Source organism: Rhodoferax sp. AJA081-3 (genome assembly GCF_017798165.1).
Taxonomy (GTDB): Bacteria; Pseudomonadota; Gammaproteobacteria; order Burkholderiales; family Burkholderiaceae_C; genus Allorhodoferax.
This window is the reverse complement of sequence record NZ_CP059068.1, coordinates 3,384,925-3,408,334: the sequence shown is the minus strand read 5'-3', so window position 1 is coordinate 3,408,334 and position 23,410 is coordinate 3,384,925. Positions and strand designations below refer to the sequence as shown.

Genomic DNA, 23,410 nt, shown 5'->3' with positions numbered 1-23,410 from the left:
ACTTTGCCCTTATTTCACGGGGGCTAGAGGCCCATTTGGCTTAAGTCGTCAGGCGTTCCAGCGCTTCCTGGTACTTGGCCGCAGTCTTGGCAATCACGTCATTGGGCACGCGCGGTGCGGGGGGTGTCTTGCTCCAGGGCTTGCCGTCTACAACGGCCTGCTCCAGCCAGTCGCGCACAAACTGTTTGTCGTAGCTGGGCGGGTTGGTGCCGACCTGGTAACTCTCCACCGGCCAGTAACGCGAGGAATCGGGCGTCAGCACCTCGTCCATCAGTGTCAGTGTGCCGTCGGTGTCCAGGCCAAATTCGAACTTGGTGTCGGCAATGATGATGCCCTTGGTCAGCGCAAACTCGGCCGCGGCCTTGTAGATGGCGATGCTGATGTCACGCACACGGGTGGCCAGGTCCAGACCAATGGTTTCCACGGTTTTCTCGAACGTGATGTTCTCGTCGTGGTCACCCACCGCCGCCTTGGCCGCGGGGGTGTAGATGGGTTCGGGCAGCTTGGAGGCGTTTTGCAAACCGGCAGGTAACTTGACGCCGCACACCGCACCGTTCTCCTGGTATTCCTTCCAGCCGCTGCCCGCCAGATAGCCACGCACCACCGCCTCAATCGGCAGGGGTTTGAGGCGCTTGACCAGCATGGAGCGGCCTTCGACCTGGGCCACTTCATCGGGCTGCACCGCACTCTCGGGCGTTTCGCCGGTCAGGTGGATGGGACAAATGTTCAGGCCCTTGGGGCCCAGTTTGTCGAACCAGAATAGCGCCATCTGCGTCAGCAACTTGCCCTTACCCGGAATGGGCTCACCCATGATGACGTCAAAGGCCGAGAGGCGGTCACTGGCCACCATCAGGATGCGGTTGTCGCCCACGGCGTAGTTGTCGCGCACCTTGCCACGGGCAAGCAGGGGCAGGGAGTGCAGGGCGGAGGTGTGTACGGTGCTGGTGGAGGTCATGGTCGGGAACGCAGAACTGGATGGGCTTCACACGTGAAAAAGGCCCGCTGAACAGTCAACGGGCCTTCTCAAACTATTCCGGTCAATTATCGCTTATTGAACTACCTGAGCAAGCTCACCCTTGGCGTAACGGGTGGCCATCACTGACAGGCTGTCGCCCTTGACCTTGGAGCCCTGGCCTTCACAACCGAACTCCATGTAACGCTGCTTGGCGATGGCCTTGGCGGCTTCGCGGGCGGGCTTGAGCCACTCGCGGGCATCGAACTTGTCGGGGTTCTCAAACAGGAACTTGCGCACTGCGCCGGTCATGGCCAGGCGGATGTCGGTGTCGATGTTGATCTTGCGCACGCCGTACTTGATGGCTTCCTGGATCTCTTCGATAGGCACACCGTAGGTCTCTTTCATCTTACCGCCGTACTGGTTGATGATGGCCAGCAAATCCTGCGGCACGGAGGACGATCCGTGCATCACCAAGTGGGTGTTGGGGATGCGGGCGTGGATTTCCTTGACGCGGCTGATGGCCAGGATGTCGCCCGTGGGCTTGCGGCTGAACTTGTAGGCGCCATGGCTGGTGCCGATGGCAATAGCCAGCGCGTCCAGTTGCGTGCCCTTGACAAAGGTGGCGGCCTCTTCGGGGTCGGTCAGCATCTGGCTGTGGTCCAGCTTGCCTTCGGCACCGATGCCGTCTTCTTCACCGGCTTCACCGGTTTCCAGATTGCCCAGGCATCCCAGCTCACCTTCAACCGTCACGCCGGTGCGGTGCGCCATTTCCACAACCTTGCGGGTCACTTCCATGTTGTATTCAAAGCTGGCAGGGGTCTTGCCGTCTTCCATCAACGAGCCGTCCATCATCACCGAGCCAAAGCCCAGGCTTATGGCGCCCTCGCAAACCTTGGGGCTGGTACCGTGGTCCTGGTGCATAACCAGCGGAATGTGGGGATAGGCTTCGCAGGCAGCCTGGATCAGGTGTTTGATGAAAGGCTCACCGGCATATTTGCGGGCGCCAGCACTGGCCTGCAGGATGACCGGTGCGCCGACCTCGTCCGCGGCCGACATGATGGCCTGGACCTGCTCCAGGTTGTTGACGTTGAAGGCCGGAATGCCGTAGCCGTTGGCGGCTGCGTGGTCCAGCAGTTCGCGCATTGAGACGAGAGCCATAGTGAAATCCCCTGGGAAGTTGGTAACCGCTTGGTAACTTGTACCGATCCCCCGATTTTAGCTGGCTGGCAAAACTGCCAAGACGCAGCCCTGCACAAGGGGTGGGTACCAAAGTGAGGTAAAGGAGGAGCCCGCGTAGCGGGCGGGGGACACGAACGGCGGTACCCACCCCCTGCGCCGGGCGGGTCCAGAGCCTAAGCAGGTTTTTAAAGACTCAACCGACCTTGCAAATTTTCAACATATTGGTGCCCCCAGGCGACCCCATAGGCTCCCCACAGGTAATGGCATACACATCCCCCGTCTGCACAATCCCGCGGGACTTCAAATGGTTCTCCGCCTGCACCAAGGCCGTATCGCGGTCTGCGCTGGTGTCCACAAACAGGGGGCGCACATTGCGGTACAGCGCCATCTTGCGCTGCGTCGCCACCTTGGAGGTCAGCGCATAAATCGGCACACGGATCAGGTGGCGGCTCATCCACAAGGCGGTGGAGCCGCTATCGGTCATGGCCACAATCGCCTTGGCACCCAGGTGGTGGGCCGTAAACAGTGCACCCATGGCAATGGTCTGGTCGATGCGATGGAAGGTTTTGCCGGTGAAGTCGGCCTCCAGCTCAAAGTCTTCGTGGCCCTCGGCCGCGTGGCAGATCTTGGCCATTTCGATGATCGTTTCCAGCGGGTACTTGCCGGCGGCGGTCTCGGCCGACAACATCACGGCGTCGGTGCCGTCCAGCACGGCGTTGGCCACGTCGCTGACCTCGGCACGGGTGGGCACCGGGTTGGTGATCATGGACTCCATCATCTGGGTTGCGGTAATAACCACCCGGTCGTGCTCGCGGGCCAGGTTGATCATGCGTTTTTGCAGGCCCGGCACGATGGCATTGCCCACCTCTACCGCCAAGTCACCGCGGGCGACCATGATGCCGTCGCTGGCCAGCAGAATCTCCAACAGCTTGGGGATGGCTTCGGCGCGTTCGATCTTGGCAATCAGGCCGGGCTTGTGGTTGTATTCGGCGGCGGCTACGTTGCACAGCTGGCGCGCCATTTCCATGTCGGTGGCGTTCTTGGGGAAGCTGACCGCCACATAGTCGGCCTGGAAACTCATCGCCGTGCGGATGTCTTCCATGTCCTTGGCGGTCAGCGCCGGGGCTGAAAGGCCACCGCCCTGTTTGTTGATGCCCTTGTTGTTGGACAACTCGCCGCCCAGTTTGACCGTGGTGTAGATCGCCTCGCCCTTGACAGCGTCCACGGTGATGACGATCAGGCCGTCGTTGAGCAGCAACACGTCGCCGGCCTTGACCTCGCGGGGCAGAGCCTTGTAATCCAGGCCCACGGCGTCGATGTCACCCAGCTCGGTGCGGGCGGCGTCCAATACGAATTTCTGGCCGGGCTCCAGGAAGACCTTGCCCTCGGCAAACTTGCCAACGCGGATCTTGGGGCCCTGCAGGTCGGCCATGATGGCCACTTCGCGGCCGGCGCGCTGGGCGGCTTCGCGCACCAAGCGGGCGCGGTCGATATGGTCTTGCGCCTTGCCGTGGCTGAAGTTGAGCCGCACCACGTTCACGCCGGCGCGGATCATCTGCTCCAGCAGTGCGGGATCGCTGGAAGCGGGGCCTAGGGTGGCAACAATTTTGGTGGCGCGACGTGGCATGTATCAGTCTCCTCTTGTAATGCCAAGCATTCTCACACGGATGCACGGCGCCGGCGTTACACGCCAACGTCAACTTTTGGACCACTTTCAGAGGGCATTCACGGATACTGGGTTTTGCAAAGCTGTGGTTGAATGTGACACTCAGATACGACAATGTGCGGCATCCTCCCATCCCATGACCACCCTTGACACCCCGTTGGATGCCCTGCTGGACAGCTCACACGGCAAGCCCAAGCTGCTGGTGGTGGACGACCAGCCCATCAACATCCAGGTCATGCACCAGGTGTTTGGTGCCGACTACCAGGTTTTCATGGCCACCCACGGCGAGCAGGCCCTGTCCATCTGCCAGGCCAACCCGCCCGATCTGGTGCTGCTGGACGTGGTCATGCCAGGCATGGACGGTTTTGAGGTCTGCAGCCAGCTCAAGGCCAACCCGGCCACCCGTAACATTCCGGTTATTTTTGTCACCGCCCACAGCGATGCTGCGCAGGAGACCCACGGCCTGAGCGTGGGTGCGGTGGACTTTATCTCCAAACCGGTCAACCCCGCCGTGGTGCGGGCCCGGGTCAAGACCCACCTGACGCTCAAATTCCAGTCCGACCTGCTGCGCAACCTGGTGTTTCTGGACGGCCTGTCCGGCGTGTTTAACCGGCGCTATTTCGACCAGCAAATGGGAGTGGAGTGGGCCCGTGCGGCACGCAACAACACCCCCTTGTCGCTGATCATGGTGGATGTGGACCATTTCAAGCTGTTCAACGACCGCTACGGCCATCAGGCCGGCGACGACTGCTTGCGCCAGATTGCGCAGACCCTCAAGTCCGGCCTGCGCCGCCCCAGCGATCTGGTAGCGCGGTATGGCGGCGAAGAGTTCGCCTGTATCTTGCCCGAAACCGGTTTTGAGGATGCCCTGGCCATTACCCAAGACATGGAGCGCAAGGTGCGGGCGCAAAAGATACCGCACGAATTCTCGCAATTTGACGGCGTGGTGACCGCCAGCCTGGGGCTAGCAACCCGCACCGTGCAGCCGGGCGGGGACCCGGTGGCCCTGGTGGGCTTGGCAGATGCCCAGCTCTACCAGGCCAAACAGGCCGGGCGGGGGCGGGTCTGTGGCGCCAGGCTGGATACTTCTACGCCCGAATGATGCAAAACCTGCGACACTGTTGTTCACCAACCAGACATGAAAAATAGTGCCGTGACCCGCTCCGACAGCCTGATTGACCATTTGGTGCAACTCAGTGGCCTGCGCAAGCGTGACGATTTGCTCAGCGGCATCACCCGGGCACTGCTGGAAACCATTTCGGCACCCAAGGTCGAGGTTTTTGGCCTGGTGCACGACGAAAACCGCCAGTTCTGGCTGCCGCTGACCCAGGCCCTGCCCAACGAAAAAGTGCGGTTTGTCACCGACCCCATGCGGGGAGACCCCGAGATGATGGCCCCCGTCGAGAGTGATCCGGACCGACATCTGTGCCTCAACCGCATGGAAGTGGTGGTGACAGCCCCCACGGCATCCCAGCCCGCCTATGTGACACGTTTCCCCATGACCGTGGCCGAAGGCGCAACGCTGTGGGGCGTGGCCGAAATCAGTTCGCCCCAGCCCCTGACACCCGCCGACTGGCAGGACGCAACCCGGCTGGTGACCATGTACGGCAACATCCTGGACATGCTGGACTACAGCGAGCGTGATGCCTTGACCGGGCTGTGGAACCGCAAACCCTTTGACGACCTGTTCTACAAGACCCTCAAACCCACCGAGCCACAAGAAGCGGACCAGCCCCCCGACGGTGTGGAGCACCGCTCCCCCAACACACCCTCCAATTTCTGGCTGGCCATGGTGGACATTGACCACTTCAAACAGGTCAATGACACCTATGGCCACCTGATTGGTGACGAGGTGCTGATCCTGGTGGCGCGTCTGCTGAAAACCTCGTTCCGGGCCTACGACCGGGTCTACAGGTTTGGCGGTGAAGAGTTTCTGGTGGTGCTGCGCAGTGCCGACCATGACGCCGCGGTGGCCGCCGTCGAACGCTTTCGCGCCAATATGGCGGCCTACGAGTTTCCGCAGGCCGGCCACATCACCGCCAGCGTGGGCGTCACCGAAATTGTGAGCGGCGACTCACCGGCTGCCGCCTGTGAGCGGGCCGACCAGGCCGTTTATTACGCCAAGCACCATGGCCGCAACCAGGTCTGCAGCGAGGCCGACCTGGTGCGCCGCGGCCTGCTCAAGGTCGACCTGAAGGTGGGCGACGTCGAGTTGTTCTAAGCCCCCAGTTGCTTCCCAGCCAAGGGGCTTAAGCCTTTTAGGCCTCCAGCCCCCGTGTTTTCTATCTATATAGCTACTATTTTTGTAACAATCAGGCTGTGGCGCGGCGTGTCAGCACTTCAAACGCGGGCAGGGTCTTGCCCTCTAGCACTTCCAAAAAGGCGCCGCCGCCGGTGCTGATGTAGCCCACCTGTTTCTCTATGCCGTATTTGGCAATGGCGGCCAGGGTGTCGCCACCACCTGCGATGCTGAAGGCACTGGATTCGGCAATCGCCTGCGCAATCACCTTGGTTCCGTTTTCAAACGCGGCGAATTCAAACACACCCACGGGGCCGTTCCAGACAATGGTGCCGGCCTTCATCAATTGATCGGCCAGGGCCTGGGCGGTTTGCGGGCCAATGTCCAGGATCAGGTCGTCATCGGCCACATCGGTGGCGGCCTTGATGGTGGCGGGGGCATCAGCGGTAAAGGTCTTGGCGGTCACCACATCGGTGGGGATGGGCACTGCAGCGCCGCGCGCCTTCATGGCGTCGATCACGGCCTTGGCCTGGTCCAACAAATCAGGTTCGGCCAGGCTTTTGCCGATCTTCAAACCGGCAGCCAGCATAAAGGTGTTGGCAATGCCGCCGCCGACAATCAGCTGGTCCACGTTCTCGGCCAGGCTCTTCAAAATGGTCAGCTTGGTGGACACCTTGGAGCCCGCCACGATAGCCACCAGCGGACGTTTGGGGGCCAGCAAGGCCTTGCTGATGGCATCCATTTCCGCGGCCAACAGCGGACCGGCACAGGCGATGGGCGCAAACTGGGCGATGCCGTAGGTGGAGGCTTCGGCGCGGTGGGCAGTGCCAAAAGCGTCGTGCACAAAGATGTCGCACAGTGCGGCCATTTTCTTGGCCAGGTCTTCGTTGTTCTTTTTCTCCCCCTTGTTGACGCGGCAGTTTTCCAGCATGACCAACTGGCCGGGTTTGACATCGACGCCCTCGGTCCAGTTGGCCAGCACGGGGATGGTACGGCCCATGAGCTCACCCATGCGCTGCGCCACGGGGGCGAGCGAGTCTTCGGGCTTGAATTCACCCTCGGTAGGGCGGCCCAGGTGGCTGGTCACTATGACGGCGGCACCGGCTTTCAACGCCATTTCGATACACGGCACGCTGGCGCGCACACGGGTGTCTTCGGTGATGTTGCCGGCGTCATCCTGCGGCACGTTCAGGTCGGCACGGATAAAAACACGTTTGCCAGCCACTTGGCCGCGCGCGCACAGATCGGAGAAACGGATGACGTTCATGGTGGGAAAACCTCAAATGGAAGAAGTGTGGAACCTGCGCGCAGTCTGCGCGTGCTAGCGAGATTGTAGAAGGCCACATGTAACGCCGCCGCGGGTGTTGCGCGGGCCCGCGGGAGTGGGGAATGCCGGGGGCCTCAGAGGCGCTGCGCTTGCCAAGTCGGCCCCCGGCATTCCCCGCTCCCGCGGTGGTTACGGTATTTGCGCAGCCCACCGAGCACTACAAGACCGCGGCGGAAGGGGGGTGTGCGGGGCCGACTTGGCAAGCGCAGCGCCTCTGAGGCCCCGCACACGCCCCTTCTGCCGCGCCATCAGCTACCAAAGCGGCGTTACCTCTTCACCAACCCAGACCAATGTGCAGCGGCAGATACACCGCCATACCCACCACGATAGTGCCCAATACCACCTGCCCCGCACCTTTGCGCCAGAAGAAATAGGCGACCCCAGCCATCGCGGCGTACAGGCGCGCATCAAACACCGTGTGGATCAGGATGCCCTGGGTCATCACAATCTCGGGCACGATGACGGCTGAGAGTGCTGCGATGGGTGCGTACTGCAAGCCCCGCTGCGCCCAGTGGGGCAAGGTCCAGGGCTTGCTGGAGATGAAGAAAAAGGAGCGCGACAGTACGCTGACACCGGCCATCAGCACGATGGTCAGCAAAGTCCAGGGATCGGTTTGGCCGCTGAAAAAATCGCCCACTTCAGTGCCCCCGGTCCGGTGGTGAAACGGGGTGCGCGTGCAATGCGGTTTTCTCCAGCAACAGGCAGACCACCACCGACGCAACAATGGCTGTCAGGATGTTGAGCTTGAGCGGCAGTGCAAACGCCGCTACCGCCGCCGAGCCGGCCACGGCCGCCGAGATCCAGCGCAGCTTGGTGGAGGCCAGTGAACACAACATGCCCAACAACGCCAGAATGCCGGCAAACCCCAGGCCCCATTGGGCGGGAATGGCATTGGCCAGCACCACACCCAGGATGCTGAACGAGGTCCAACTGATCCAGTTCAGCCCGCCATTGCCCACGAGGTAAGCCATCTGGCCCGCGCGCTCGTCCGTGGTAACGCCGGGATGGTGGAAGCGTTTGACAAACAACACATAGGTCAGGTCGCCGGTCAGGTAACCCGCGAACAGGCGGTCGCGCAACGGCAGGTGCATCACATAGGGCCGCATGTGCACGCTGAACACCACAAACCGCAGGTTCACACACAGTGCCGTGGCCAGCACCACCCAGATGGGTGCACCGGCCAGTATCAGTGGGATGGCGGCCAGTTGGGAACTGCCGGCAAACACGATGGCCGCCATCAACAAGGCCTCCGCCGTGCTCATGCCGGACTTGACCATGGCCACACCCGTCATCAGGCCCCAGGCGGCAATGCCCGTGGCCACACCCATCATGTCGGCCGCGCCCTGGCGGAACTCGGGGTGCTGGAAGTTGTCGCGGTGCAGCAGCATGGATGTGGTGCGCCTAGGCGCTGGTGGGCGGTGGCGTCGTGTTGGTCGCCAGCAGTTCAAACTGCTGGCCCACCTGCACCCCAAAGCCGCGCAGAAAGTCCGCCACGGCCAGGCGTTTGCCGCCGGGGCGTTGCAACTCGGTAAGATTTACTATCGATTGCATAGCAGCCACTTCAATACCGACGGGGGCTACGGCCACAATTGACCCAGGAGCTTGGGTGGTGGGGCCGTCTACGGCATGTGCCCCCCAGACCTTGATGACCTCACCATTCAGCGTGGCAGTCGCCCCAGGAAAGGGGTTGAAGGCCCGCACCCGCCGGACGATGCTGGCGGCATCTAACCGCCAGTCGATGGCCGCTTCGTGTTTTTCGATCTTGTGGGCGTAGGTCACTCCGGCCGCAGGTTGCGGCACGGGCTCCAGGCGCCCCGCCGCAGCCATGTCCAATGCCATCACGATCAGGTCACCCCCCAGCGCCGCCATACGGTCGTGCAGGGTGGCGGTGGTGTCGGTTGGGAGGATGTCCATGCTGTGCACCAGCAACATGTCGCCGGTATCCAGCCCGGCGTCCATCTGCATGATGGTGACACCGGTCTCGGTGTCACCCGCCTCGATGGCACGGTGGATCGGTGCCGCACCGCGCCAACGCGGGAGCAAGGAGCCGTGGATATTCAGGCAGCCGAACTTGGGCTGGGTGGCCACGAGCGCCGACGGGCCGCCCCTAGGCGCGAGGGCCCCCTCGGGGGGCAGCGAACCACGCGCAGCGGGGAGCGTGGGGGCCATATCATCCAGAACCCATTGCGGCAGGATCAGGCCGTAGGCCGCGACCACCATCACGTCGGCTTGTGCATCGGCAATCGCCTGGCGGGCGGCGGCGGCGTCTTCGGGGTATTTGCCATCCAGGCGCAGACTGCGCGGCTGGGCGACCGGTATGCCGTGCTCCACGGCGAACTGTTTGACCGCCGAGGCCTGCAGTTTCATGCCACGGCCGGCGGGCCGGTCGGGTTGGCTCAGCACCAGCGCAATGGTGTGGCCGCTGGCGTGTAGTCGCTCCAGTGCCACGCGGGCAAATTCCGGCGTGCCGGCAAAGATGACCCTCATGCGCCGGCCCCGTATTGGACAGGCGTCACTGCTGGGCTTCCTCGCGTTGGGCCTTGATCATTTTTTTCTTGATGCGGTCGCGTTTGAGGGGTGACAGGTATTCCACAAACACCTTGCCCATCAGGTGGTCCATCTCGTGCTGGATACACACGGCCAGCAACTCGTCGGCTTCGATGACACGCGCTGTGCCCGTGAGGTCCTGGGCGCGCACATGCACAGCGTCAAAACGCTGGACCCCGTCGTAAATGCCGGGTACGGACAGGCAGCCTTCTTCGTTCAAGTGGGTCTCAGGGCTGGTCCACACCAGTTCGGGGTTGATCAGCACCAGGGGCTCATCGCGCTCTTCCGACACGTCGATGACGATGACACGTTCGTGCACATCCACCTGGGTAGCGGCCAGGCCAATGCCCTTGGCGTCGTACATGGTCTCCAGCATATTGGCGACCAGGGTCTTGATGCGGTCGTCCACCACAGCCACAGGCTTGGCAACTTTGTGCAGTTTGGGGTCGGGAAAACAAAGAATGGGGAGCAGCATAGTGGTCAGTTGGAGACAGGGCTTGCACACGGTGCGTGCTGCGGCCTGTCCCGCAAGGTTTCATAAGTGTCGCTATTTTCGCCACTTTTGCGGGTTTGCGCACCGCCAGTTGGCTAAAAACGTTGCCGAATCAAGGGCTTGAGCGCAAAATCGCGCGTAACTTATCAAGTTCTTCCTTGGAAATGCAGCACGATATGACGACACACCTCAAAGGCGAATCCACCCTGGCCATCGCCAAGCTCGCCAAGCTGGCTGCGCTGACCGCCATTACCAGTGCCTTGGTGGGTGCACCGGCATGGGCGCAAAACTACCCCATTACGGGCACACAAAGGGATACGGCCAACCTGGTCGCCCAGCGGGGCGTGCCACTGAGCGATCTGGCTGCCAATGCACCCGAGCGTTACACCATCAAGTCCGGCGATACCCTGTGGGCCATCTCCCGCCTGTACCTCAAGAGCCCCTGGCGCTGGCCCGAGTTGTGGGGCATGAACATCGACGAGATCAAGAACCCGCACCGCATTTACCCCGGCCAGGTCCTGATTCTGGAACGCAAGGACGGTTTTGCCCGCCTGCGCCTGGAGGGCACTGACCAGGGCGAACCGCCCACTGTGAAGGTAGAGCCGCGTACCCGCTACGAAATGCTGGGTGATCTGGCCCTGCCGACCCTGCGCTCCAGCATCATCGAAGCGTTTTTGGCCGAGCCCATCATTGTGGACGAAGCGGGCCTGAAGTCTGCCCCCCGCATCGTGGCGGCACAGGACAGCCGGGTGCTGATCACACGGGGCGACCGTGTGTACGCACGCGGCGCCGACGGCTCACCCCTGCTAGACGACCAGCCCAAAGACCAGCACTTCCGCATTTTCCGCAATGCCACGCCCCTGAAAGACCCGGGCACCGGTGAAATTCTGGGTTATGAAGCGCAGTACGTGGGCAAGGCCGTCATGGCCCGGGGTGAAGGCAGCACCGATGCCGAAGACGGCAAGGGCAAAACCAGCCAGGCGGTGGTGCCCGCCACCATTGACATCGTGGGTGCCAAAGAAGAAATGCGCGTCGGTGACCGCTTGTTGCCCGAACCTCCCCGCCAGTTGCAGACCTATACGCCCCGTGCACCTGCAGAAAAAGTTGAGGGCCGCGTTGTTTCTGTGTACGGTAGCGCGGTCATCAACGCTGGTCAGAACCAGGTGGTTGCCATCAACAAAGGCACCGCGGACGGCATGGAACCCGGCGTGGTGCTGGCCATTCTGAAGGACGGCGCCCGCATTGTCGACAAGACCGACGGTGGCAGCACGCTGATGAAACTGCCAGATGAGCGCAACGGCCTGCTGATGGTGTTCCGGACGTTCGAGCGGGTGTCTTATGCCCTGATTCTGGAAATCACCGATGGTGTGCGTGTGGGTGACCGACTGGTCAATCCACGCCCCTGATACCTGGACACCTAGACCTGTCCGCGCCACCCACCCCGGTGGTGCGCGCCCGACGCCACTTGCCCCATGGAACGCGCTGAACTCGCTGCCTGGTTGCGCCTGCAATTGACGCCCGGCGTGGGCAACACAGGCGCACGCAAGCTGCTGACGGCTTTTGGTCTGCCCCAGGGCATATTCGAAGCGTCCCAGGCGGCGCTGGAGCAGGTGGTCAGCGCCCAACAGAGCGCCTCACTCAAACAAACCCCGGCCGAATGGCAGGCCTTGTTGGAGACCACCTGGACGTGGTTACAGGCACAGCCCGATGCCCACCGCGTGCTGGCGTTGGGGGATACCGATTACCCCCAGTCGCTGCTCAATATGGAAGACCCGCCACTTCTGCTGTATGCCAAGGGCGCACCCGAGGTCTGGCAAGAGGGCAGTTTTGCGGCCTGCACCACGTGTTGCCTGGCTGTTGTGGGCAGCCGCAACCCGACACCCCAAGGTGTTGCCAACGCCCGCAAGTTTTCGCAAACACTGGCACAGGCAGGCCTGACGATTGTGTCGGGACTGGCACTGGGTGTTGATGGCGCTGCCCACGAAGGCGCGCTGGATGGTGCCGCCAAGGGGCAGATGGCGACCATCGCGGTCGTCGGCACAGGTCTGGACCGTGTGTATCCCCGCCAGCACCGTGATCTGGCGCACCGCATCGTCCAGCACGGGGTGTTGCTCAGCGAATACCCCTTGGGCACGCCGCCGCTCTCTGCCAACTTCCCACGGCGCAACCGCATCATTGCAGGCCTCAGCCATGGCACGTTGGTTGTCGAGGCGGCGCTGCAGTCGGGGTCGTTGATCACGGCGCGGCTGGCCTCCGAGCAAGGCAAGGACGTATTCGCCATCCCGGGCTCCATCCACTCCACCCAGGCTCGCGGCTGCCACGCCCTGATCAAACAGGGGGCCAAACTGGTGGAGAGCGCACAGGATGTGCTGGAAGAAATGCCGCAGCACGTGTTCACCCCTGCTTTATCAAGTTTGATAGCAAATGATCCAAACAAAACGGGGGCTGAGGCCCTATTGGACTCAGACGATCCCTTGCTGGAGGCCTTGGGTTACGACCCTATAGGCCTGGACGCCCTGCAAGCCCGCACCGGGATGGACACGCCCAGCCTGCAGGCCCGGCTGATGGAGCTGGAAATCCATGGGCAGGTGGCCCGACTGCCGGGCGGCCTGTTCCAGCGCTGCGCGCTGGCCTAAACGAGAAATAGCGGGGAAAGTCGGTCGTGTGTGCCGACCCCGGTTTTTCTGCGCTATATTGGGTCCATGTTTGAAGTCCTTGTCTTCGTTTACGAAAACTACTACGCAGGGGATAGCTGCCCCGAACCCGCCCATTTGGAGCGCAAGCTCAATGCCGTGGGTTTTGACGCGGAGGAAATTGAAGATGCGTTGAACTGGCTCAAGGGCTTGAACACCGCCGCAAGAGGCTCTTCAGGCTTTGCAGGTACGTCCCAGCTGGTGGCCCCCGAGCCCTGGTTGCGCGAGCCCTGCGCCACCAGCGTACGTATCTACCCCCAGGCTGAACAGGACCATTTGGGTTCCGAGTGCCTCGGTTTCATCAGTTTTCTGGAGTCCGCGGGGGTGTTGCCAGCGTCCATGCGTGAAGTGGTCATCGAACGGGCCATGGCAGCCCCCGGTACACCCGTTTCACTGGACGACTTGAAGATCATCATTCTGATGGTGTACTGGAGTTTTGGCCAGGAGCCGGATGCCTTGGTACTGGATGAACTGTGCGATGACGGCGCAGAGTACCGGGTAGCCCACTAGAACAGACCGCCCCCTCTGGGCAGATCAGGCCATTAGGCGTTCGGGATTGGCCTCAATCTTGGACAATGCATCCCGCGTTGCACGCACAGTCAGCGTCTCTTCTTCCTGTGGCAACAGCAAGCCGGCCTGGAGATAGGCGGCCAACCGACCACCCTGAATGAGATAACTCTTGCCCGAGCTGGCGGCAAACAGGTTCAGGTGTTTGCGGTCACTGCGCCAGGCAAACTGCACCTGGGTGATCTGGTTGTTGTGGTCCAGCGTGAACCACGAGCCCAGCTGCAGCTCTTGGGCCCAGGCCAGCATCGCAGCACTGGGTTTGGAGCCCCCGTTGCCCACCACCTCGATGGCCGATGCGTCTATGCCCAGCATCATTTCTATGCTTTCAGAGTCCAGCGGCAAGTCACCCAAACCATCTTCCGACACAAAGTCTTCCAAATTGCCCAGGCGGTTGGCCATGGCGTCAATCTTGGCCTGCGGGATAGCCTGGGTCTTGGACAGGAAAGCGTCGGCCAGTGTGTCACTGACTGTCTTGATGTGAACGTCCTGCTCGGAAGGTGCCATGGCCAGTAATGTCATGCCAGAGCGCAGGCGCAGCAACAGATTGGGCAGGTCCTGGATCACCCGTGCGCGGTCGGCACGGTTAGGCTTGGCACTGGCAGCCCAGACCAGATCGGTGGCCGATTTCTTGAGCATCAGCGTGTCTTTGTGCTGCGGCCCTTTGCGCACGGCCGCCACGGCCAACACCTCGGCCCAGACCTTGAACAGGTACTCGCGAATTTCATCGCGCACCGGCATGTCCTTGAGCATGTTGCGCATCTCAATGGTGTACTGGATGGCCAGGGTTTCCTTTTGCTCCACCTGCTGGGCCACACTGACAACCTTTTGTGTGGTGCCTTTTTCGGTCAGGAACTTGGACAAGAACTTCTGGAATTCCTCGTACACCACCTGGTAGACCTTTTTGCCGGTCTCGGGGTATTGCTCGATGACCTGGACGATGCGTTTGACTTCCAGCTCCATGGCATTGCCCTGTACACCGGCCGAGTCAAACCCCATGACTACCGAACCCATACGGTCGATCAGCAGGCGGGCCGGGTGGGTGGTGGTGCCCAAAAAGTCGGGGTCTTCCAGCGCCATGCGCAGCACTGGCATTTGCAGCCGCGCAAACCAGACACGGATGCCCGGTGGAATACGCTCTTCGGCCAGAATGGCCTGAAACATCAGTGCGACTATTTCTATCGTGGCCTTCTCACCTTTGGTCTCGGCTTTTTTCTTCAGTTCGACCGTTTTTTCGCGCAGGTCGTCCGCCACACGGGCCACCCCTGCAGGGCTGTAATCTTCGTACAACGTGCCGCCCGCGGCATACCCCCCAGATTGACCGGGTTGACGTGGCGCCAGGGCCGCCGCCAACGCGGGTGCGGGTGGGTGGTGGTGGGCTGAACCGGTAAAGTCGCCCCCAGCCTGGCTGACAAACAGGCGCCGGATTTGCCCAATCACTCCCTGCGCCCGGTTGCGGGCCCGCGCCATCGGCGAGGCAGCCGTCATCATGCGGGTTTCATCCGAGGCAGAGTGGCCCTGGCCCATACTGTTCTGCATGCCCGACGATTGTTTCCAGAACGGTGTGGGAGACGAAGACGAGGTTGGACCAGGCCCAGAGGTCGGCTCTGCGCCCGCGCCGCCGGACTCTGCGCCACGGGCGCCCCAGCCTAAACGTCCACCAAAAAATCCACCACCGGACCGTCCCTGCTGCCCACCAGCACCAGCGTCTTGTGGACCGCGCCCCTGCGCGGGGTGCCCGCCCTGCTGTGTAGGGGCGTAGCCACCCTGAGGCTGTTGGTATCCGCCACCTTGCGCATAACCACCATTACCACCACCCGAACCAAAATCGCCGGGGCCAGTATTACCCGGGTTGTCGCCAGGCGCCTGTGGCTTGCCAGCAGCCCCGGGGGGTGGTGCCTGCCGGGCGGGCGGGCGGGCGCCAGCACCGCGTGCGGGTCCCTTGACGCGGTCCTTGAGTTCAATGGTGGGCATGACACCCTTCTTGATCAATACATCGTTGGCATTGGCATAGGCGGTCTTGAGGCGCTCGATCAGCAGCTTTTGCACCACCTCATTCACCATGGCCCATGAGTCACCGGGCATGCCGGAATTGGCCCACTGCTCCACCATCAGCAACACCAGCACCTCGGGTCGGAACAGGTCATTGTTGGCCAGCTCTTCAGTACCTTCCAGGTACTGCATACGCAACTTCAGGTCTTCCAGCTGGGCGCTGACCTTTTCCATGACCGCCATCACCATGCGGGAGGCCAGGATTTTGTTTTCGACGACTTCGGTGCCGACCAACTGCAGCCCCATGGGCTCAGATAGGTTAGCTTTCTTCTTGTTGGGAGGATCCAGGCACTCGCGCCAGACCTTCACCGTGCCTTCGAGCCACAGGGGCCTGCATGTCTTGTAGGCCATCCAGATGTCGCGCCGCTCCTGGCTCTCTCTCGCATTGGAAGGCGCATCCATCAAGGTGGTGATTTGCTCCAGCACCGCACCGCCGATTTCGGTCATGGCCTGGGCGGCCTCCGCCAGGAAACGCTCACGCAAGGCCCGGGCAAACTGCTGCCGGGGCGAGAGACTGGAGGAACCGGGTGCGATGGCCATGGGTCAGGACGCGATCAGACCGTTGCGCCCGAGTTGGGGTCCGCGGGGTCACTTTCTGTCTTGACCGGTGCTTTGATCAGGTCTTCACGCTTGATGCCCAGCCACATGGCGATGGCAGCGGCGACAAACACCGAGGAGTAAATACCGAACAAAATGCCGATCGTCAGCGCCAGGGCGAAATAATGCAGGGTCGCACCGCCGAACAACAGCATGGACAAGACCATCAGCTGCGTAGAACCGTGGGTGATGATGGTGCGGCTGATGGTCGACGTGATCGCGTTGTCGATGACCTGCTGGGTATCCATCTTGCGATAACGTCGGAAGTTTTCCCGAATACGGTCAAAAATCACCACCGACTCGTTGACGGAATAGCCCAGCACCGCCAGCACGGCGGCCAATACCGGCAGAGAGAACTCCCACTGGAAGAACGCGAAGAAGCCCAGAATGATGATAACGTCGTGCAAGTTGGCAATGATGGCCGCGACAGCAAACTTCCATTCGAAACGAATGGCCAGATACAGCATGATGCCCACCACCACAAACGCCAGGGCCTTGAGTCCGTCAGCCATCAACTCGTCTCCCACCTGGGGACCGACGAATTCGGTGCGGCGCAGGGTCAAAGGCTCTGCATTGGCGGCAGTCATACACACGACTTTTCCGCTTTGTTTGGGGTCTGCCTGCATGGTGCCCGCCACATCCGTGCACAGGCCGGCAAAAACCCGTTCACTTTGGGCGCCCGATGTGCTACCTTTTTGCACAGGCATACGGATCAGCACATCCTGGGCGGTGCCAAAATTCTGCACCTGTACGTCTTGAATGCCCATGGCCGAAACCTTGTCGCGCACCGCGTTGACGTCCACAACCTGCGAATAACTGACCTCCATCAGCGTTCCGCCTGTGAACTCCACCGACAAATGCAGACCACGGGAAAAGAGAAAGAAAACGGCCGCCAAAAACGTTATCAGCGACACTGCGTTTAACACCAGCGCATGCCGCATAAACGGTATGTCGCGGTGGATTTTGAAAAATTCCATGCCTAATCCCTTTAGTTTGTCGTGACCTGATTGCCGGAATCAGGCCGCCAAACTGTCCCAATGGACACATTTTTTAGTTTCTTCTGCCGACCGTACCACAAATTTACCACGCCCCGGGAGAAGAAAACGCCCGAGAACATGCTGGTCAGAATACCCAGGCAATGGACGACGGCAAAACCACGCACCGGACCTGAGCCAAAGGCCAGCAGGGCGAATCCGGCAATCAGGGTCGTCACGTTGGAGTCGATGATGGTGGCCCAGGCTCGGTCGTAACCGGCGTGGATGGCGGCTTGGGCAGAAGCCCCATTGCGCAGCTCTTCCCGCACCCGCTCGTTAATCAGCACATTGGCGTCGATCGCCATACCCAGCACCAGGGCCATGGCGGCCATGCCGGGCAAGGTCAACGTAGCCTGCAGCATGGACAACACGGCCACCAGCAGCAACAAGTTGAAGGCCAGCGCCAGGCTGGAGATCACGCCAAACAAGGCGTAATAAATACACATGAAGATCGCAACCGCGACAAAACCCCAGGTGACGCTGTTAAAGCCTTTGGCAATGTTCTCGGCACCCAGGCTGGGGCCAATGGTGCGTTCTTCGATGATTTCCATGGGTGCGGCGAGTGAACCGGCGCGCAACAGCAACGCCAGGTCATTGGCTTCCACCACCGACATGGTGCCCGTAATCTGGAAGCGGTTGCCCAGCTCACCCTGAATGACCGGTGCGGTCAACACCTCGCCCTTGCCCTTTTCAAAGAGCACGATGGCCATGCGTTTTTTCAGGTTTTCACGGCTGACGTCGCGCATGATGCGGCCGCCCTTGGCGTCCACCACTAGGTCCACCTTGGGTTGCTGGGTTTGCGAATCAAAGCCGGGCTGCGCGTCCGTGAGGTTGTCGCCAGCAATGATCACCTGCTTCTTGACGATCACAGGCGTGCCGTTGCGCTCCAGAAAACGCTCGGACCCAAAAGGTACGGCGCCAATACCGCTCTCGGCAGCACGACCATCCGTGCTGTCATCGACCATGCGCAATTCCAGCGTGGCCGTGCGGCCAATCAAGTCCTTGGCACGGGCCACATCCTGCACACCGGGCAGTTGCACCACGATTCGGTCCAGGCCTTGTTGCTGGATCACAGGCTCACTGACACCCAGTTCGTTGATACGGTTGTGCAGGGTGGTGATGTTTTGTTTCAGCGCCTGGTCTTGCACCCTGCGCGCAGCCACCGGCTGGATCGTGGCGACCATCTTGACGTCGGTGCCATCCACCGTCTGCACCGTAGCCAAGTCGGTGAACTGGTCCTGGATAATGCGCCGGGCCGCCTCAGCAGTTGCGGCGTCGCGGAAGCGGATTTCAATGGCCTGACCATTGCGGCTGATGCCGCCGTGGCGCACATTTTTCTCGCGCAAGACGGTGCGGATATCCCCCGCCTGCGACTCCGCACGCTTGGTGAGCGCGGCCTCCATGTTCACCTGCAGCATGAAATGCACACCACCCCGCAAATCCAGACCCAGGTACATGGGGGATGCATGCAAAGCGGTCAGCCAGGCTGGGGAGCGCGACACCAGATTCAGGGCCACCACATAAGAGGGGTTGGCGAGGTCCGGGTTCAATGCCTTCTGGACGGCATCTTTGGCCTTGAGTTGCACATCCGTGCTGGGGAAACGTGCCCGTATGGAGGCGCCTTCCAATGCGACCACTTCAGGGGCGATACCCGCCGTTTTGAGCGCCTCTTCCACCTGGGTCAGCACCGCAGCGTCCAGCTTTACGGAGGTCTTGGCCACCGACACCTGCACGGCGGGTGACTCACCAAACACATTGGGCAGCGCGAACAGGCCGCCCACCACCAGCGCGATCAGGATGATCGCGTATTTCCACACCGGGTAACGGTTCATGATCGCACGACAGTCTAGTAAAAAAGTTACAAATGATTACTTGATCGTGCCCTTGGGCAGGACCTGGACCACCGCGCTGCGCTGGATCTGGATCTCGACACCATTGGCCACTTCAACGCCCAGGTAGTTTTCACCGATCTTGCTGATCTTGCCCAGCACACCACCGGCTGTGACCACTTCGTCACCCTTGGCGACCGCTTCGATCATGGCGCGGTGCTCTTTCTGCTTCTTCATCTGGGGGCGGATCATCACAAAGTAAAGCACCACAAACATCAAAACCAGCGGCAGCATGCTCATCAGGGAATCGGCCATGCTGCCTCCGGCAGCAGCAGCGGGAGCAGTTTGGGCAAAAGCAGAGGAAATAAACACAGGCAAACTCCACAAAACTAGGGACAAGAAAAAGCGCGCCACCCCAATAGAGGTGGCGACCATGCGCTGGGGCAACCCTTGATTGTAGACGGGCGGGGCCAAATGTTGTCCTTTCGGACAGCAACTAATCCCCACACCGCTTCAGGTCGGCCGGTGAAAACGCTCCAACAACATGGACCATTGCTGACGAGCGGCCGCCAGATGCCGGGCTTTCACATGGCCGTACCCCCGGATCTGCTCCGGCAGGCGGGCAAAGGCCACGGCCGCATCCCGGTTTGCGGCGTTCAACTGGGGCAACAGGCCCTGCACCGCGTCCTTGTATTCCTGCACCAAGGCACGCTCGTGGCGGCGTTCTTCGGTGTAGCCAAAGATGTCAAACGTGCCACCGCGCAGCACCTTCAGCGGAGCCAGCAGGCGGAAAGCGCTTTGCATCCAAGGGCCGTAGCTGCGTTTTTGCAACTCACCGGCCGCGTTGGTTTTGGCCAGCAGGGGCGGGGCCAGGTGGTAGTTCAGCTTGAAATCGCCTTCAAACTGGGCGTTGACCTTGGCCAGGAAGGTTTTGTCGGTATGCAGGCGGGCGACTTCGTACTCGTCCTTGTAGGCCATGAGCTTGAACAGGTAACGGGCCACGGCCTGGGTCAACGGCAGGGCTTCGCGCTTGGCGTTGTCCGATGCGGGTGTTATGGCGGATTCGGCTTTGCGCACGGTGTCCACAAAGCTGGCATAACTTGCTGCATAAGCCGCGTTCTGGTAGCCGGTCAAAAATTCGACCCGTTTGGCCACCAGCTCGTCCACCGTCTGCGTGCTACGGGGCGTGAAAGCAATGACCTGACCCGGATTCAGCAGTTTTTGCACGGCTGGCCAGTCCAGCGCGGCCTGGCGGCCCCAGGCAAAGGCGGTCTTGTTGTTCTCGATGGCCACGCCGTTGAGTTCAATCGCCCGCATCAGCGAGGCATGCTCCAGCGGAATCCAACCCTTTTGCCAGGCATAACCCAGCATGATGGGGTTGGTGTAAATGCTGTCGCCCAGGAAGCTTGTCGCCATGGCATCAGCGTCAAAGGCGCCCACGCCGTCTTCGCCCACCGCATTGGTGATTTCCGTCAGGCAATCGTCACCGGGGTTGGCCCAGTTGGGGTTGTTGACAAAAGCTGCGGTCGGCGCGCTGTGTGAATTCAGCGCCACATGGGTGCGGCCCTGGCGCATGCGCATCGTTGTTTCCTTGCCGGCCACCACGATGGGGTCGCAGCCAATCACCAGGTCGGCCGAAGCCATGCTGACACGCGTGGTGCGGATGTCGTCCTGCGTGGCGGCGATCAGCACATGGCTCCAGGTGGCACCGCCCTTTTGCGCCAGGCCACCGGCGTCTTGGGTGACGATGCCCTTGCCTTCCAGGTGGGCTGCCACACCCAGCAACTGGCCGATGGTGATGACGCCGGTGCCACCGACGCCGGCCACGATGATGCCCCAGGCACCGCCGCTGGCACTGCCATCGGCCGCATGTACTGCGGCGCTGAGTTGCGGTATCACCGGTGCAGGCAATGTGGCGACGTCCGTAGATGCGGCCGACTTGCCCTTGGCCTTCTTGCGCAGGCTGCCGCCCTCGACCGTGACAAAGCTGGGGCAGAAGCCCTTGACGCAGCTGATGTCCTTGTTGCAGGTGCTCTGGTTGATCTGGCGCTTGCGGCCAAACTCGGTTTCCAGAGGTTCCACGCTGACGCAGTTGCTCTGGGCGCCGCAATCCCCACAGCCTTCACACACCAGTTCGTTGATGACCACCCGTTTGGCCGGGTCCACCATGGTGCCCCGCTTGCGGCGGCGGCGTTTTTCGGTGGCACAGGTCTGGTCGTAAATGATGACCGTTGTGCCTTTGATCTCGCGGAATTCCTTCTGGATGTCATCCAGCAAATCGCGGTGGTGCACGGTCACGCCCTGGGCCAGTTCCACGCCGTCGTACTTCTCCGGCTCGTCGGTCACGACCACGATCTTGATGGCGCCTTCGGCCCGCATACTTTGTGCAATCTGCACAACCGAGTGGCCTTCGGCGCGTTCACCGACCTGCTGGCCGCCCGTCATGGCCACCGCATCGTTGTACAGAATCTTGTAGGTGATGTTGACGCCAGACGCGATGCTCTGGCGCACGGCCAGCAGGCCGCTGTGGAAGTAGGTGCCGTCGCCCAGGTTGGCGAACATGTGCTGGTCGTTGCTGAAGGGCTGCTGGCCCACCCATGGCACACCTTCACCACCCATCTGGGTGAAGCCCACGGTGGCACGGTCCATCCAGATGGTCATGAAGTGGCAGCCAATACCGGCCATGGCGCGTGAACCTTCAGGGACCTTGGTGCTGGTGTTATGCGGGCAGCCAGAGCAGAACCAGGGCTGGCGGTCGGCCAGCTTGATGTCGGCCTTGGCGCGGTTCACCTCCAACACGTGCATGGCGCTTTCCTTGGCGCTCAGGATGGCCAGTTGTGCGTCGATGCGGGCAGCAGTGTCGGCATCCACACCCATGTTCTTGATGCGCTTGGCAATGGCGCGCGCGATGATGGCGGGCGACAAATCGGCGTTGGCGCGCAACAGCGTGTTGTCGCTGGGGTTGGGCATGCCCCACTCCCCGCCGCTGCCAAATCCCGATTCGTCGGACTCCATCTCGTTGAACTTGCCCAGCACGCGGGGGCGCACATCGGCGCGCCAGTTGTACAAACCTTCCTTCAACTGGTATTCGATGACCTGGCGCTTTTCTTCGACGACCAGAATCTCTTGCAGGCCGGTGGCGAACTCGCGGGTCAGTTGAGCCTCCAGCGGCCACACCACACCCACCTTGTGCAGGCGGATGCCGATGCGCTGGCAGGTGGCATCGTCCAGCCCCAGGTCCAGCAGGGCCTGGCGCGTGTCGTTGTAGGCCTTGCCGCTGGCGATCAAGCCCAGGCGGTCGTTCGGGCCTTCGATGACGTTGTAGTTCAGGCGGTTGGCGCGGATATAGGCCAGCGCGGCATACCACTTGTAGTCAAACAAGCGCGCTTCCTGCTCCAGTGCGTGGTCGGGCCAGCGGATGTGCAGGCCGCCGTTGGGAATCACAAAGTCGGTAGGGATCTTGATCTGCACGCGGTCCGGGTCGATCATGGCCGTGGCACTGGATTCGACGATTTCCTGAATGGTCTTCATGCCGGACCAGACGCCGGAGAAGCGGCTCATGGCAAAGGCGTGAATCCCCAGGTCCAGAATTTCCTGCACATTGGTCGGGAAGAACACCGGCGTGCCGCAGGCCTTGAAGATGTGGTCACTCTGGTGGGCGGCGGTGGAGCTCTTGGAGATGTGGTCGTCACCGGCCACGGCGATCACGCCGCCCCAGGGTGTGGTGCCGGCCATATTGGCGTGTTTGAACACATCCGAGCAGCGGTCCACGCCCGGGCCCTTGCCGTACCAGATGCCAAACACGCCGTCGTATTTGTTGCTGCCCTTGGGCGCAAAGCCCAGTTGTTGTGTGCCCCACAGCGCGGTGGCGGCGAGCTCTTCGTTGACACCGGGCTGGAACACCACATGGTGCGCCTTCAGGTACTTTTCGGCCTTGACCAGGGACTGGTCATAGGTGCCCAGTGGTGAGCCGCGGTAGCCGCTGATGAAACCGGCCGTGTTCTTGCCGACCGCCAAGTCGCGCACGCGCTGCAACATGGGCAGCTTGACCAGGGCCTGCACGCCGCTCATGAAGGCGTGGCCATAGTCCAGGGAATACTTGTCGTCTAGCGTGACGGTTTCCAGGGCCTTGCGGACGTGTTCGGGTAGCGGTGCATTCATGGCGGTTTTGTCTCCGGGGCTGGCGGTAGTGGGCTGGCTTCAACGGGGTCCGTCAAGCATGCGCGGGACCTTCT

18 protein-coding genes are annotated in these 23,410 nt (G+C 61.6%); 5 read left to right on the top strand and 13 right to left on the bottom strand.

Annotated elements, in window-relative coordinates; all coding sequences use genetic code 11:
• Positions 1-40: 40 nt before the first annotated feature.
• The 3 genes from HZ993_RS16000 to pyk all read right to left on the bottom strand — a co-directional run bounded on the left by HZ993_RS16000 (position 41) and on the right by pyk (position 3,761).
• The gene (locus HZ993_RS16000; RefSeq protein WP_209393740.1) at positions 41-955 is read right to left on the bottom strand and encodes a phosphoribosylaminoimidazolesuccinocarboxamide synthase; all 915 of its coding nucleotides are present in this window, start codon (positions 953-955) and stop codon (positions 41-43) included.
• A 93-nt stretch (positions 956-1,048) separates the two neighbouring features.
• A complete protein-coding gene (gene fba, locus HZ993_RS15995; RefSeq protein ID WP_209393739.1) occupies positions 1,049-2,113 on the bottom strand; it encodes a class II fructose-bisphosphate aldolase in 1,065 nt (354 codons plus the stop codon).
• Between the two features lie 214 nt (positions 2,114-2,327).
• The gene (gene pyk, locus HZ993_RS15990) at positions 2,328-3,761 is read right to left on the bottom strand and encodes a pyruvate kinase (RefSeq protein ID WP_209393738.1); all 1,434 of its coding nucleotides are present in this window, start codon (positions 3,759-3,761) and stop codon (positions 2,328-2,330) included.
• 175 nt (positions 3,762-3,936) lie between these two features.
• Here pyk and HZ993_RS15985 point away from each other — a divergent pair, with 175 nt between their 5' ends.
• Together HZ993_RS15985 and HZ993_RS15980 are read left to right on the top strand one after the other, a co-directional pair.
• Positions 3,937-4,902, top strand: coding sequence for a diguanylate cyclase (locus HZ993_RS15985; RefSeq protein WP_209393737.1), 966 nt, complete (start codon positions 3,937-3,939; stop codon positions 4,900-4,902).
• A gap of 36 nt (positions 4,903-4,938) precedes the next feature.
• Positions 4,939-6,021, top strand: a complete 1,083-nt coding sequence (locus tag HZ993_RS15980) for a GGDEF domain-containing protein (protein ID WP_209393736.1) — start codon at positions 4,939-4,941, stop codon at positions 6,019-6,021.
• 91 nt (positions 6,022-6,112) lie between these two features.
• On the opposite strand, the gene HZ993_RS15975 is transcribed toward HZ993_RS15980, so the two are convergent.
• From HZ993_RS15975 to def, 5 genes are all read right to left on the bottom strand, one after another.
• Positions 6,113-7,306, bottom strand: coding sequence for a phosphoglycerate kinase (locus HZ993_RS15975; protein ID WP_209393735.1), 1,194 nt, complete (start codon positions 7,304-7,306; stop codon positions 6,113-6,115).
• 334 nt (positions 7,307-7,640) lie between these two features.
• Entirely contained in the window at positions 7,641-8,003 is a 363-nt protein-coding gene (locus HZ993_RS15970; RefSeq protein WP_256440909.1) for an AzlD domain-containing protein, read from the bottom strand.
• Position 8,004: 1 nt separating this feature from the next.
• A complete protein-coding gene (locus HZ993_RS15965; RefSeq protein WP_209393734.1) occupies positions 8,005-8,754 on the bottom strand; it encodes an AzlC family ABC transporter permease in 750 nt (249 codons plus the stop codon).
• 13 nt (positions 8,755-8,767) lie between these two features.
• On the bottom strand, positions 8,768-9,853 hold the full coding sequence (gene fmt, locus HZ993_RS15960) for a methionyl-tRNA formyltransferase (RefSeq protein WP_209393733.1): 1,086 nt from the start codon (positions 9,851-9,853) through the stop codon (positions 8,768-8,770).
• Between the two features lie 25 nt (positions 9,854-9,878).
• The gene (gene def, locus HZ993_RS15955; RefSeq protein WP_209393732.1) at positions 9,879-10,388 is read right to left on the bottom strand and encodes a peptide deformylase; all 510 of its coding nucleotides are present in this window, start codon (positions 10,386-10,388) and stop codon (positions 9,879-9,881) included.
• A 194-nt stretch (positions 10,389-10,582) separates the two neighbouring features.
• Between def and HZ993_RS15950 the strand changes: the two genes are divergently transcribed.
• The 3 genes from HZ993_RS15950 to HZ993_RS15940 all read left to right on the top strand — a co-directional run bounded on the left by HZ993_RS15950 (position 10,583) and on the right by HZ993_RS15940 (position 13,609).
• Complete coding sequence (locus HZ993_RS15950) at positions 10,583-11,812, top strand: LysM peptidoglycan-binding domain-containing protein (protein WP_209393731.1); 1,230 nt, start codon at positions 10,583-10,585, stop codon at positions 11,810-11,812.
• Positions 11,813-11,878: 66 nt separating this feature from the next.
• Positions 11,879-13,042, top strand: coding sequence for a DNA-processing protein DprA (gene dprA / locus HZ993_RS15945; protein WP_209393730.1), 1,164 nt, complete (start codon positions 11,879-11,881; stop codon positions 13,040-13,042).
• A gap of 66 nt (positions 13,043-13,108) precedes the next feature.
• The gene (locus HZ993_RS15940; protein WP_209393729.1) at positions 13,109-13,609 is read left to right on the top strand and encodes a DUF494 family protein; all 501 of its coding nucleotides are present in this window, start codon (positions 13,109-13,111) and stop codon (positions 13,607-13,609) included.
• Between the two features lie 24 nt (positions 13,610-13,633).
• On the opposite strand, the gene HZ993_RS15935 is transcribed toward HZ993_RS15940, so the two are convergent.
• From HZ993_RS15935 to HZ993_RS15915, 5 genes are all read right to left on the bottom strand, one after another.
• Complete coding sequence (locus HZ993_RS15935; protein WP_209393728.1) at positions 13,634-16,255, bottom strand: DUF1631 family protein; 2,622 nt, start codon at positions 16,253-16,255, stop codon at positions 13,634-13,636.
• Between the two features lie 14 nt (positions 16,256-16,269).
• Positions 16,270-17,289, bottom strand: a complete 1,020-nt coding sequence (secF, locus tag HZ993_RS15930; protein ID WP_209393727.1) for a protein translocase subunit SecF — start codon at positions 17,287-17,289, stop codon at positions 16,270-16,272.
• Between the two features lie 11 nt (positions 17,290-17,300).
• Positions 17,301-19,178: a protein translocase subunit SecD gene (gene secD, locus HZ993_RS15925; protein WP_209393726.1), complete on the bottom strand. Its 1,878-nt coding sequence runs from the start codon at positions 19,176-19,178 to the stop codon at positions 17,301-17,303.
• 36 nt (positions 19,179-19,214) lie between these two features.
• Positions 19,215-19,547: a preprotein translocase subunit YajC gene (yajC, locus tag HZ993_RS15920; RefSeq protein WP_209393725.1), complete on the bottom strand. Its 333-nt coding sequence runs from the start codon at positions 19,545-19,547 to the stop codon at positions 19,215-19,217.
• A gap of 141 nt (positions 19,548-19,688) precedes the next feature.
• A complete protein-coding gene (locus tag HZ993_RS15915; RefSeq protein WP_209393724.1) occupies positions 19,689-23,336 on the bottom strand; it encodes an indolepyruvate ferredoxin oxidoreductase family protein in 3,648 nt (1,215 codons plus the stop codon).
• Positions 23,337-23,410 lie beyond the last annotated feature (74 nt).